We start from the raw sequence: 12,894 nt of genomic DNA, 5'->3' as shown, positions 1-12,894 counted from the left end.
ATTCATGGGGCCAGTCTACTAAGTGAGCGTTGTATCTAATCCTGGGGGCAGGTCAGAGTAACCCATATGATATAGTTCTATTACCCAGCTGACATATTGAATAACAGTAGAGTGTTAGCTCCATTTCTTCCGAAAGGAGCCAATCAAAGACTTAAATTTAATGCCGTAGATCTCGAATTTCTATCATCGGAAATTACGTAGCCACAATTTTTGTCATCCTTCCAGCAACCGGTAAATATAGCCACTTTTCTTTGACCCGCTTACCCGTACAGATTTGAATAGCATTAGCATAGGCAAGAAGCTGCGGGCCGTGCTCTTGCGCGAGAGTCTCGTCTCGAGACTGACCGCCAGGATTGGATTTATGATCAACTAAAATCCACCCTTCGGGTGTATCAATTAGCAAGTCAATGCGACCGCGCAGACGCATTCCGTTAGGAAGGTTGGCTTCGATTGGTACCTCCACAAGAACCTTGCTGCTTGGCCATCGCGTATGCAGCCACATATAGAAAGATTGAATCTGCGAAACCACAGCTGTCTTATCTACAGCATGGGACATGTCCCATGAGTTGAGAATTCGCTCAACATCTACCTCGGAAATGTTTCCTATGACACCTGCTCTTGCCACACACAAGTGCAGAGCGGTTCCGAGAATGCCCATATCGACCTTGGCCGCAACTGTAACTCGAGCTCCAATAAACTCCGACTCCGTAACAGAATAAGCGCCACCTACGGCGCTACTTGGGTTATACCATAGCGGCATGGTTTCCAGCCTACTCCCAGAAACAAACCAACTGCATGCCGCCGCTATCTGCATCGGCGGCTCAAGAGCACAATCCGCAATTGTCCAAGTACGAACCCTTCTAATAATTTCTTGTTCATCCGGTAAAGTTAGTAGCCCGTCATCTCCAAAAAGAATAGCACTAGCGCCAATCTCATCGACCCAGCCGCGATTTGGCCCAGACTTACGGTGACAAGACATTAGAATATTTACGTCGCGCGCACGTGTCATACTAACGTAAAACAGGCGTTTATTCTCATCTCTAGCATCGGAGGCCATCTCTGTGCCAATCACGCTCGCCTCAGCATTGGTTACGGCTTGGGGTTTCTTACGCTTGCCCCATGTTTTTAGCCAGAAATGCACAAACCGATGATCCAGAGGACGCTCAGGATTGAAATCGCCTTCAGTACGGGCCCGAACCTCCCACAGTGAGCTTCGAGCCTCTGTTCCCAGAGAGGTGAGTACGACAACAGGCCATTCTAAACCTTTGGCCCCGTGGTGAGTCATGACATTGACCGCATCACCAGTTGTAGTAGCTCGATCATCGTCTCCATTTGTAGCTAGTACATCAAACCACCGCAACAAACCGCTGACTGTGGCAGGACGTTTGGCTGAGACACACTCATCCTCATAAATAGTGGATAAATCCAGAAGCTTCTCTACGTTTGCAATTCGAGCTCTAGCCTCATGAGGAGAACGAGACCACTGACTTACGACCCTTGCAACGTGTGACTCTGCTTTCGCAAGTCGGAGTGCCTCCTTGGGTGTCAATGCTCCCAAACTCGGCCTCAATGCTTCCAAACGTACGAGCAGTGGATGAGCTGATTCCCCTGAAACCCTCCACTGATGCGAGATAGAACCATCAATTGATAGAAAATCAAGCCGGTCAGCCAACCAATCTTGAACCGGTATTCCATCGGCTAGAGTAAGTATCAGGGCGGATGCGATGGTATCTCCTGCGTCAAGCAAACGCCGCAGACACGCCAGGAGAAAGATAGCTTCGGGTGTGCCCAAAAGGCCAGCACGGGGGCTCGTGGAAGGAATACCCCAACGAGCCAGCGACGTAACTGCCAGCTCAACTTGATCATTCATCCGGCACAAAACCCCTATGTCACCATACTTTACTGCCCGTAATTGCCTTGTTATTTTGTCTTCAACTTGTAAGCCCGAGTCAATTAGATCCCGTATCGCCTGACCTAACCCGAGATAGTCTGTGTCGTTCTTGCTACTCTCAAAATTCCAGTTGAAAAGCACCGGCTGGTCTGGAATGGCATTGCGGAATGATTGTAGCCGAACCTCTTCAGCCTTGATGTCTGGCTGGAAGGCTTGTTCAAAAACAGCGTTAGAAAGCGATACAAGCCCTGGAACTGAACGCCGCGACGTTATCAAGGGTTCACCAATCGTTCCACCCCACCCCTTGATGGCACCTAAGACTCCCGAGATGAGTCTTGAATCGGTTCCACGAAAACCATAAATGGCTTGTTTAGGATCTCCTACCCACACAGAACGCTTTGCGAGCTTTGCAAACTCAACAAATAGAGCGAGTTGCAGTGGACTTGTGTCCTGAAACTCGTCAACCATTACTATATCAAGCTCACTTCTCAATGTTTCGCGTACATCTTGGTTATCGCGAATAGCTCTCAGCAGAAGTACCTCTTGGTCACTGAAGTCGACAGCGCCCAGCATTCTTTTGGCCTCGGCATAGGTGTCGAGAGCATCGGCAGCTAGATTGAAGATCAATTGAAGATACTGGTGCACTTCCGCATGAAAAACTGGATGCGACTCGTGAGCTTGAGCAACTTCGACTACGGATTTAATTATATGCTTCACCTTCGCACCAGCATCAATATTGCAAGCTGCGAGCCAATCGAGCCAAGTCCAACGATCATCACCAAAGGAACTATTTAGCCGTTCCAATTCTTGATGACCTTTCTGCAAAATCTGTGGAATCTTGGCCCCGGAGGCTTCTGTCTGCTGGATGTAAGTGGAAACCTCAGCCAGTGCTTTGGCAATTTCTGCTGATAGCGAAACCGTAGGATCAGTGCCAACCAAAGGTGCTGGCCAGTTTTTCAGCATCAAGTCAGCATTCCTGGTCCCCATTGCACGGAGTTGATCCGGCGCAATATCGTTGTCACGGGCAGCCTTCACTACATCACCAATAAACTTTGACCACTCGGTTTGCTCAATACCAAACCTGTCAGTTAGCCTGACAAGTTCAGATTGTCCTTTTCCATCAAGAGTATCGGACAACGAAGCCGCTAATAAACGTTTTGCCTGCCCCTCACTGAGCACCGTCTGATCTGGAGACAGACCTAATTCGAAGCAGAAGCGCTTGAGCATCTGGCCGCAAACACTGTTTACCGTACCTATCTTGGCTTGGCCAACAGCTGTAGCCAAGTCAATTCGCCCTTTGTCCAAAAGCCACAAACGCACTCGCTCACGCAGTTCCGTTGCTGCCTTAACTGTAAATGTCGTGGCTAGAATTGCATGCGGGCGGGCAAGTCCGGTCTCTAGTGCTTCTGCTAGCGTGACAGTGAGTTTGTAAGTTTTGCCGCTGCCGGCACCAGCACTAATGAATTCGACACTATTCATCGAGCCACCCTCCGAGTAATACCAAGTGGTCTTTATCCCACTTTTTGGGTCCCTCAACTGGCAGAGTTCCTTCAGGCCCCTGGAACTCATCGCCGGATCCGATGGGCACGACTTCGATCTGCCCGTTTGTCCACTGTTCTGCACGCCACTTCCAGCTCTCTTTTGCCTGCTGAAGTAAAGAGGCGGTGGTACCAAAAGGTGGCGTATGTACATACGCCTGAGGCATGACATCATTCGCTGTGACATGCATGCCTCCCGACACCAATATAAAGTAACCCAAAGCTACAGGTTTGACTCCAGTCTGCTGCTCAAATAGAGACGAGTAAAGAGCCAACTGAAGGTGTTGGCCTTCACGCAAAGTGGTGGCATAGAACTTGTCACCGCGCCATTTCATATCCAATACCACCACCCGACCTCCAGGCAGGTCCACGATTAAATCGGCTTTTCCAACTAGATACACGTCGCCGAGGTTCCCTTCTAGATTAAATTCAGTCCGAACACTAATTGCATCGCAAGATTGAAGATGTTTTAGCATTGATCGAATGGCGCCTTCACATACGGCCTTGAAGCGTTGTTGGCTAACACCCGCCCCCAACATCCGTAACGGAGCTCCCTCCGTTTCCAGAAGCTCATCAACATTACCGCGAAACCACATAATAGCTTTGTCAATTGCCCATAATTGATAGTCTGGTTGCTGAAAAAGCTTTTCAAAGACACGGTGCGCTAATGTACCGAGTAAACGGTTATCTTGCTCAGCTGAGAGTACCGTCGTTGAATGCAGCCGAGCGACCCGCTTGAGAGCATAAAGTGCGGGGTCATTATATAACTCCGATAACGATGAATATGATTGTCCATCGATTGGTAGTGTTACAGCCCGGCTAAATTCCATGTATCGAGGCGGTTGGGGAAGATCTATATGTGTAAGTTTGGCTGATAAATTTCCAACGAAACTACTACTGACCTGTACATCTAGGTCAATACAATTACTCAATAGATCTGGTGCCAACTTGAGAAATAGTTGACGGAACGGATGATCTTCAGTACCTGCAGGAGGAAGTACTAATATGAATCGTTGTTTAGCAGATAATAGAGGGCGCAACCACTGTGTAGAAAGCGCTTCGAGTTCCTGCAGCGGATTCCGGAGGTTTACCCCCATCTTGGTTAATGCTTCCAACTCAGTCTGCGACCAAGGCAACGGTGAAGGAAGTTGAGGAGTAGAAGGCATCCACCAAATAACCTCGTCCGCTGCTTCAATGCAGGCACCTGTATTCGCTTCCGCACGAAGGCATCCAACCTGGGCTTGAGAGTCTGGATTCATAGCTCCAGTAGGTGTAGCGTGGATAATTAGTTGCTCGATTTGACGTGACGTTAGACTAACCACATGTTGACTCTTAAACTCGATCAAACTTTCGCGTAAAGCAAAACACTGTTCAATGGCTGGAGCCAATATCGCATGCGATGCATCATCACCAATGAAATGTTTATGAAGTGTGGTAGCTAGTCGATCCACACGTGCAAGCAAGGCATCCACCGGGGCCCCTTCTCCACGAGTCCAGCGTTCTCCCTCAAGCCAGAATGCAACATCGTCTAAAAGTGTCTTACCGCTATCGTCTGCCGGAATTTCATTCTTGACTGCCTCCCATGCCTCACCACCGATTCCAGGTTGGTTAGCTACGGCTCGAGCGAGGCTGTCCCTTAACTTGCGGCTGAATGGCCCTACAGGATGCGAGAGGAACTCAATGAGCCGCCCAACATCTACTGGAATCCAACACATCTCGAGTGCCAATCCAACCGATTGAAGGGCTGGACGAAGTTCGCTTGGATTTTGAAACCCGCAACTCGCAGCCCCAGTGACCATCACCGTAGCATCGAGAGAATCTCCACCGAATTCACACACAAGCAAGCGGTCTGCGACGGAATCTCTGCAAAAAGCGCTAAACCAATGCTCGGCAACCTCGCGCGTTGATGCTTGTGCGAGAAGTACACTGCTATCAGTAATCGGTCCTTCCAAGGGTTGGAAATGACCGTCTCGAAGCGCCTGAATAGCAAGCTCCTGCAATTGACGAAGTTGACCTTGACCCTGCGGTTCATATTGCAAAAGTTTGACATTGGGGAGGAGAGCTAAGACCTTACGCCAAGCAAAAGGAAAGCTCTCAAATGGGTCCATGAGAAGCACCGACTCAATTTGAGTTCCTTCTTGGGTAAGTGCCGTGGTGACAATAGATAAGCGTTCAGCCTCACCAGGTTCGATGTCACCAGAGGCAGATTGCTCAATTAATGCCATTTCCAGCAGTCTGCGTGGTGCATCCGCTGGTGCGTTGCCGTCCCAGCCAGCCAAGAGCAACTCGTCACGCCACGCTAGAAGTTTGGCGGCTGTACCTATGCTGTCAGCTTGAAGTGAACGGCTGTAAAAGCGAGGTAGATCCTCGTGTTGCCTCAAATATCCGAGATATTTTGTCACTCTCCGAGCTCGTGAAACCCCCAGCCGAGCCAAACCAAGATGAGTTTCAAGAAGGTCGAGAAGACCAAGCCGTCCCAAAACTGGTGCATCGAAAACATTTTCACGAGACGGGCCTTGTCGGCTGTCAAGGTGGACACCAAGAGTGATACGCATACGAGCTCCGAAAATTATGGGAAAATTTTCTATACACCGCTTATTGCAAATGAAAAATGCGGTTGTGGCAGGAGATCTACTGTCGGACGCATTAAATTAGCATGACTTTGATTAGTTGATAAAATTATTGTTACCATTTGAAACATTGATCAATAAAACGCCCCTTTATCCACATCAAACTTAACTCTCCCGCTATTAATAGCTCAAGCATATGTAGCCATCGCCATTCACTTCTGGTGATCTTACGACATACTGATCATGTCACTAAGGAGTTCGCCATTTGTAAAGTCCGGTTCACTGCACACCAGATCATCGTAGTTCTGAAGTCTTTCGAAGCCGGAGCTCAGACCCTGAATCAATACAAAGCGTAACTTTCAGGGTGAGAATGACTATATCTGGCACAGAACAGGTTCCTTGGTATTTTCTCTGGTACAGTTCCACTACAGGGACAGGATCAGCACTGCCCTTGTAGATATGACATAGTAACGATCACCAAATACACAAGACCGCTAAAATCAGTTTTATGTTACCAGCTTCGATTGGTGGTCATTCTGGTGGTCTTGACAGAAATGAATTTCTGATTTAGCTTACTTATTAGCCAGTTACTGGCAAAGGCGATCCCAGTCAGAGGAGCCATATTAGAGAAGCCCGCTCAGGGAAACCTGAGCGGGCTTTTTGCTTTTGTTTTGGTGTATGGCTGCTACGAGCGAGGAGCGGAAGTTCGCAACGCCAACAACTACATGACTAACATTGAGGTGTCTTAATCAACGGAGAGCAGGTCATAGTCACTTTAGTTGCTTCAATGGATAAGAGTTAGTGGTACTGGAACCGTCGCTGTAGAGCTCGGTAATAATGATTTTTTTACCATCAATAGCATATTTGACCGTACTATCTGCAGGATCATCCCGCCAGCGACCGGTACTGTCAGGATTGTCAGATGCCCACATAACTTGATCACCTATAAGTTTGCACTTGATTGCCCAACGGGTGCCATCGTTTTGTCGGATATAATGTACGTAGGCAATACCTGATTCGACTTTATCCAACTGCATGATCTTATGGTCACGGCCAAACATCGCAGCAGAAGCAGCCTTGCAAACCTGACCTACCGTGACTTCAGAAGCCTGTACCGGCGCAGTAAACACCAGCGGAACAAGAAGTAAGAGTTTCTTCATACGGATCAATCCATTTTGTTTATTTTCAGGAATAACTCTAAATGTATATTTCGGCAACCTAAAGCGTTTCTTGACTATAATTTAGTGTTGCGATGACAGGACTGATTAACTTAGTCCCTCGCGTAATCTCAAAATCTGCCTGACTGTCAGCTTTGCTCCTGACCTGCACCCCGCTCCTGGCACAGAGCAGATTGTTAAAGCTCTTTGAATACAATCTCGCTTTGAGCCGACTTTTTGATGCTCGTTCTGGCTCCCCTTCCTTTGCAGAGAACAGCGTAGAACGATTAATACATGAAGCGAAGTGTTTAAACCCGCTTTAAGTAACAAGCAACTTTTGGTGGTCATTCTGGAGGGCTTGACAGAAAGGGAACTCAGCTTTAGCTTACTTATTAGCCAGATACTGGCAACGGCGATCCCAGTCAGGGAGCCATATTAGAGAGGCCCGCTCAGGGAAACCTGAGCGGGCTTTTTGCTTTTCCAGATATCGCGCATGCCAGGCAAAAACATGCTCGTATCCTGGCTTTAAGCAATTTTTTCCCTCTATTTTCAACACATCCCAAAGCAACGACTCTGTGAGGCTCTCCTGTGGGCTACCAGAGGCGATCAAGTGCCGTATCGGTGCGACACGAAATCAGCTTGCTGTTTGCCGCAGTCCTGGGTTATCTGTTTCTCGGTGAAATACACACGTTGAGCAAAATACTGGCGCGCACGGTGAGTGTTACCGGCACGCTGTTGATGGATTGACGATCACTGGAGGACTTGAAATGCCTGACTCCCCTACTATTGCTCTGATTGGTCCCGGTGCGATTGGTACCACTATCGCTGCTGCACTGCATGAAGTTGGCCGCACGCCACTGCTTTGCGGACGCACCGCGCACCCACAATTAATTCTGCGTCACGATGAAGGGGAAGTGGTGGTTCCTGGTCCGGTATTGAGCAAGCCACCGACCAATACTCACCCCTTCGATCTGGTCTTTGTGGCGGTAAAAACGACCCAGGTGGCTGAGAGCGCCAATTGGCTTGCCGCGTTATGCGATGAAAACACTGTCGTGTGTGCGCTGCAAAACGGTGTCGAACAGAAAACTCTGTTGGAACCCTATGTTAATGGAGCAACGGTACTGCCTTCAGTCGTATGGTTCCCGGCACAGCGCGAACCAGACTCCTCTGTCCGCCTGCGGGCTAAACCGCGTTTGACACTCCCGGATGTGCCACAGGTAAAACGGATCGTTGATGCGCTCAGCGGTACCCGCTGCAGCGTTGAGCTGTCATCCGATTTCCTCTCGATCGCCTGGCGCAAACTATTGCAGAATGCGGTCGCGGGCCTGATGGTTCTTGCAAACCGCCGTGCGGGAATGTTCTCACGCGGGGATATCACGAAACTGGCACTGGCTTATCTGCATGAATGTCTGGCTGTCGCACGTGCCGAAGGTGCGGTACTTAGCGATAACGTTCCCCAGGAGATCGTTGACGGTTTTCATCGTGCGCCTGCGGACTTGGGTACCTCCATTCTCGCCGATCGCCAGACCAATCGCCCGCTGGAATGGGAAATACGCAACGGCGTCGTGCAGCGTTATGGCCATTCACAAGGTATTCCTACCCCTATTAGCGACATCCTGGTTCCTTTGCTGGCGGCAGGAAGCGAGGGGCCGGGTTGAAGCGATAAACATCAAAGGCGTTTGTAGGGGGCGTTTCTCGAAGCTTTTTGACCCGTCACTGCCCCCACTATCGGCACCTCCCCCCCTCCGCACCCCAGATCATGAATATGGCTCATGTGGTAATGAAATTAAGTCGCTTTCACTCATCCAATGGCTCTGGCATAAATTATGCAATGTTAACTTATTGACAACATGAAGACTGACGAATGAGAAACCCAGTAGTTTCTTGAGAATCAAAAAAGTTAGATTCAGTTTTCATACCAGAACTCAGGGGGCAAGAACGCGATGAATAAAAATTTTACATTTACGGTTAAGAGCAGTAGTTTCGATGAAAACTATAACCCTTCAGAAAATACGCGTATTACCACCAACTTTGCCAATTTGGCCAGAGGGAAGAACCGCCAGGAGAACTTGCGCAACACTCTGGTGATGATTGACAACCGTTTCAATACCCTGGCGCATTGGGATAACCCCAAAGGCGATCGCTATGCTGTCGAACTTGAAATCATTTCTGTTGAGATGAATATTAAAGACAAGGGCAATAGCTTCCCAGTGATTGAAATATTGAAAACCAACATTATTGACAAGAAAACCAACAAGCGCACTGAGGGCATTGTAGGAAATAACTTCTCTTCTTACGTGCGGGATTATGACTTTAGTGTGTTGCTGTCAGAACACAATAATAACCAACCCGAATTTAGCATTCCAGATGACTTTGGTAACTTGCACGGGAATATATTTAAATATTTCGTCAACTCAAATGAGTACAAAGATAACTTTAACAAATTACCGGTTATATGTTTAAGCGTATCCAGTAAAGACACCTATTATCGGACTGGAAATGAGCATCCTGTATTGGGCATTGAATACCAGCAAAACGATTCCTCTTTGACTGAACAATACTTCAGCAAAATGGGCTTGCAGGTTCGCTATTTTATGCCGAAAAATAGTGTTGCGCCTTTGGCCTTTTATTTTTCTGGTGATTTACTCAGTGATTACACCGATCTTGAACTTATCAGCACCATCAGCACGATGGAGACTTTCCAAAAGATTTATCGCCCTGAGATTTACAATGCAAACTCTGCAGCCGGACAATACTATCAGCCGGCCCTGAATCACCAGGATCATTCATTAACAAAAATTGTTTATGACCGTGAAGAGCGTAGCCAGTTGGCTATTGAGCAGGGGAAATTTACTGAAGAACACTTTATCAAACCCTATAAGACTATTTTTGAGCAATGGTCTGCTCACTGCGCGCTTTGATTAACCAAAAATAAAAGGTCATCCATTATGAAAATATTATTACCAACTTCGACTGCCGGCAGCTTACCCAAGCCTTCCTGGCTGGCACAACCTGAGACACTTTGGTCCCCCTGGAAATTGCAGGATGAGGAACTGATTGAGGGTAAACAGGATGCCTTGCGCTTGTCCCTGGAAGATCAACTCCGAGCAGGCATTGATATTGTCAGTGATGGCGAACAAACGCGCCAACACTTTGTCACTACCTTTATTGAGCACCTGAGCGGCGTTGATTTTGAAAAACGGCAGACGGTTAGAATTCGTAATCGCTATGATGCCAGTGTACCAACGGTCGTCGGTGCAGTGACTCGTCAAAAACCGGTGTTTGTTGAAGACGCCCGATTTTTACGTCAGCTCACCAAGCAGCCGATTAAATGGGCCCTGCCAGGCCCGATGACCATGATAGATACGCTTTACGATAGCCACTATAAAAGCCGCGAAAAACTGGCCTGGGAATTCGCTAAAATTCTCAACCAGGAAGCCCGAGAGTTAGAGGCGGCCGGCGTCGATATTATCCAGTTTGATGAACCCGCATTTAATGTCTTTTTTGATGAAGTGAATGATTGGGGCATCGCCGCTTTAGAACGAGCCATTGAAGGGCTTAAATGTGAAACGGCGGTGCATATCTGCTACGGGTATGGCATCAAAGCCAATACCGATTGGAAAAAGACTCTGGGGTCAGAATGGCGTCAATATGAAGAAGCTTTTCCCAAACTGCAGACCTCTAATATCGATATCATCTCACTGGAATGCCATAACTCGCATGTTCCAATGGACTTGCTTGAACTGATCCGCGGTAAAAAAGTGATGGTAGGCGCCATTGACGTGGCAACCAACACCATAGAGACTCCAGAGGAAGTCGCCAATACGTTACGCAAGGCGCTGCAGTTTGTTGATGCCGACAAGCTCTATCCTTCGACCAACTGTGGCATGGCCCCCTTGGCTCGTCAGGTAGCCACCGGTAAGCTCAATGCTTTAAGCGCAGGCGCGGAAATCATCCGTAGAGAACTCGCAGCTAAATAAGCTCGCCAAATTAGAAAAGCAGACTTCCCCGGAAGTCTGCTTTTTGTATTTTAGCCAGGCGTTACTGCTTATGCTTCACTGGTTTCTCTCAGAGAACTTATAACCTCACGCGCCTCGGCGAACAGTTTATGGTAATGGGCCTCGCCGTCGGTAATCCCCTCCTCTACTCCGATGGTGTTATAGAGAAAATCGATCCTTGCATCCTCCACGCCCAGATATGCCATGCCGCCATTAATGTAATCGGTCATGTTCTTTTCCCAACCGTACTTAATGAATCCTGACTGAGAACCACCCACCAAAGCCAGCCAGCGAATTTTTTTATCCTTCAGTCTATTTTCGTCGCCGTAGGCCAGACCATAGTTCCAGACGCGTTCCAGGTAACCCTTGAGTATTGCCGGGAAGGAGTACCACCAAACCGGGAACACCAGAACCAATGTGTCCTTGTCCCCCAGCTCATCGAAAAGTCGATGTACTTCCTCCGAATAGATTTTTTGCGGATTATCCCAGTCCGGCTCATCCTCCACCCTGAGTATCGGGTCAAAATCGCTGCGATAGAGATCAAGGCTGGAAACGTTGTAGCCATGACGCACCGCCTCGCTCTGCATCTCTTTCACCACCTGCGCGGTTAAAGAATTGGACCGAGGGTGAGCCCAGATAAAGTAAATATTATTTAATTTCATGAAATTACCTTAACATTCCGTGGAGGAATCATTACTTTACGGCTGCACGATAGTTCTGTAAAACGTAGTATTTGAGATGGGTTATTGAGGGAAATTCACTAATGCAGCCGAACTTTTCAGACTTTGCTTCGTTTATTGCCGTCGCACGCTACAAAAGCTTTCGGGCGGCGGGTGATGAATTGGGACTATCCCCCTCCGCCATGAGCCATTCCGTCAAACAGCTGGAGCAGAGATTAAAAGTCCGACTATTTAATCGCACCACTCGCAGCGTGGCACTCACCGAGGCGGGGCTAACCCTTTTTGCACGACTACGCCCGGTCTTTGATGAGTTCAATACCATACTCGACGAGATGAACTGCTTTCGCGATGCCCCGATGGGCACCCTGAAAATCAATACTTCACGCCTGGCCTCGCGTCTCTTTCTGCTGCCGACCATAACAGGGTTTAGCCGCAAATATCCGGACATAAAAGTTGAGATCACCACCGATGACAAACTGGTGGATATTGTCCAACAGGAGTTTGATGCCGGGATCCGCCTGAATAACAAAGTCGAAAAAGACATGATTACCGTCCCCATTGGGCCGAAAATCAAACTGGTGGTAGCCGCCACAGCGGATTATCTCAGGCATCATCCCGCACCGACGCATCCGTGCGAGCTGGTTAATCACCAAAGCGTTGTTTTTCGTTTCCCGAGTGGCCGCCCGTATCTCTGGGAATTTGAAAACGCTTCGGAAAAACTTGAAGTGGCACCAATCGGCAATATCATGCTGGACGATATGGATTCAGCGCTCGAGGCTGTTCTGGGCGGAGCTGGGCTGGGTTATCTGTATTACGAACAGGTGAAAGAACATCTGACAAGCGGCAGGCTGGTCCAGGTCCTGGACGACTGGCTCCCCGAACGCCCCTGCCTGCAACTCTACTACCCTAATCGCCAATATATGTCTGGCCCATTACGCGCTTTTATTGACTACATAAAAGAGACGCAGAGAACGGCAAAAAAGAGTCATCAGGAGTATTTAGTCTGATCACGGCAGTGAGTTTGCTGACAAAGGCGAACCAGTCGGCAACCTCCTATCAA

General features: G+C 48.4%; 9 protein-coding genes. 5 read left to right on the top strand and 4 right to left on the bottom strand.

The features are described from left to right. Positions 1–193: 193 nt before the first annotated feature. From BEI65_RS13475 to BEI65_RS13460, 3 genes are all read right to left on the bottom strand, one after another. Entirely contained in the window at positions 194–3,370 is a 3,177-nt protein-coding gene (locus tag BEI65_RS13475) for an exodeoxyribonuclease V subunit beta (RefSeq protein WP_198404442.1), read from the bottom strand. Further along, positions 3,363–5,984: a PD-(D/E)XK nuclease family protein gene (locus BEI65_RS13470; protein ID WP_099063774.1), complete on the bottom strand. Its 2,622-nt coding sequence runs from the start codon at positions 5,982–5,984 to the stop codon at positions 3,363–3,365. The genes BEI65_RS13475 and BEI65_RS13470 overlap by 8 nt, the downstream gene beginning before the upstream one ends. Positions 5,985–6,769: 785 nt before the next feature. After that, positions 6,770–7,159 carry a hypothetical protein gene (locus BEI65_RS13460; RefSeq protein WP_099063773.1) on the bottom strand — a complete coding sequence of 130 codons (390 nt, stop codon included), beginning with the start codon at positions 7,157–7,159 and terminating at the stop codon, positions 6,770–6,772. Between the two features lie 618 nt (positions 7,160–7,777). On the opposite strand from BEI65_RS13460, the gene BEI65_RS27345 reads away from it, so the two are divergent. The 4 genes from BEI65_RS27345 to BEI65_RS13445 all read left to right on the top strand — a co-directional run bounded on the left by BEI65_RS27345 (position 7,778) and on the right by BEI65_RS13445 (position 11,136). Then, positions 7,778–7,903: a hypothetical protein gene (locus BEI65_RS27345; protein ID WP_255409001.1), complete on the top strand. Its 126-nt coding sequence runs from the start codon at positions 7,778–7,780 to the stop codon at positions 7,901–7,903. Positions 7,904–7,923: 20 nt separating this feature from the next. Beyond that, positions 7,924–8,814 carry an oxidoreductase gene (locus BEI65_RS13455; RefSeq protein ID WP_099063772.1) on the top strand — a complete coding sequence of 297 codons (891 nt, stop codon included), beginning with the start codon at positions 7,924–7,926 and terminating at the stop codon, positions 8,812–8,814. Between the two features lie 285 nt (positions 8,815–9,099). Next, positions 9,100–10,077: a DUF1852 domain-containing protein gene (locus tag BEI65_RS13450; protein ID WP_085117571.1), complete on the top strand. Its 978-nt coding sequence runs from the start codon at positions 9,100–9,102 to the stop codon at positions 10,075–10,077. Positions 10,078–10,104: 27 nt separating this feature from the next. Next, positions 10,105–11,136 (top strand): methionine synthase, encoded by a 1,032-nt coding sequence (locus BEI65_RS13445; RefSeq protein ID WP_099063771.1) that lies wholly within the window; start codon positions 10,105–10,107, stop codon positions 11,134–11,136. A gap of 68 nt (positions 11,137–11,204) precedes the next feature. Here the strand turns inward: BEI65_RS13445 and BEI65_RS13440 are convergent, their stop codons facing one another. Beyond that, positions 11,205–11,816: an NAD(P)H oxidoreductase gene (locus tag BEI65_RS13440; protein WP_099063770.1), complete on the bottom strand. Its 612-nt coding sequence runs from the start codon at positions 11,814–11,816 to the stop codon at positions 11,205–11,207. A 101-nt stretch (positions 11,817–11,917) separates the two neighbouring features. On the opposite strand from BEI65_RS13440, the gene BEI65_RS13435 reads away from it, so the two are divergent. Further along, positions 11,918–12,841: a LysR family transcriptional regulator gene (locus BEI65_RS13435; RefSeq protein ID WP_099063769.1), complete on the top strand. Its 924-nt coding sequence runs from the start codon at positions 11,918–11,920 to the stop codon at positions 12,839–12,841. Positions 12,842–12,894: the final 53 nt, after the last annotated feature.

The organism is Serratia sp. BW106, assembly GCF_002607755.1.
In the GTDB taxonomy this organism is placed as follows: domain Bacteria; phylum Pseudomonadota; class Gammaproteobacteria; order Enterobacterales; family Enterobacteriaceae; genus Serratia; species Serratia proteamaculans.
The sequence above is the reverse complement of the archived record's forward strand: the minus strand, read 5'-3'. Positions and strand labels throughout refer to the sequence as shown.

Coding starts and splice junctions, on each gene's coding strand:
- BEI65_RS13475 (WP_198404442.1), bottom strand. CDS start 3,370: ATGAATAGTGTCGAATTCATTAGTGCTGGTGCCGGCAGCGGCAAAACT.
- BEI65_RS13470 (WP_099063774.1), bottom strand. CDS start 5,984: ATGCGTATCACTCTTGGTGTCCACCTTGACAGCCGACAAGGCCCGTCT.
- BEI65_RS13460 (WP_099063773.1), bottom strand. CDS start 7,159: ATGAAGAAACTCTTACTTCTTGTTCCGCTGGTGTTTACTGCGCCGGTA.
- BEI65_RS13455 (WP_099063772.1), top strand. CDS start 7,924: ATGCCTGACTCCCCTACTATTGCTCTGATTGGTCCCGGTGCGATTGGT.
- BEI65_RS13450 (WP_085117571.1), top strand. CDS start 9,100: ATGAATAAAAATTTTACATTTACGGTTAAGAGCAGTAGTTTCGATGAA.
- BEI65_RS13445 (WP_099063771.1), top strand. CDS start 10,105: ATGAAAATATTATTACCAACTTCGACTGCCGGCAGCTTACCCAAGCCT.
- BEI65_RS13440 (WP_099063770.1), bottom strand. CDS start 11,816: ATGAAATTAAATAATATTTACTTTATCTGGGCTCACCCTCGGTCCAAT.
- BEI65_RS13435 (WP_099063769.1), top strand. CDS start 11,918: ATGCAGCCGAACTTTTCAGACTTTGCTTCGTTTATTGCCGTCGCACGC.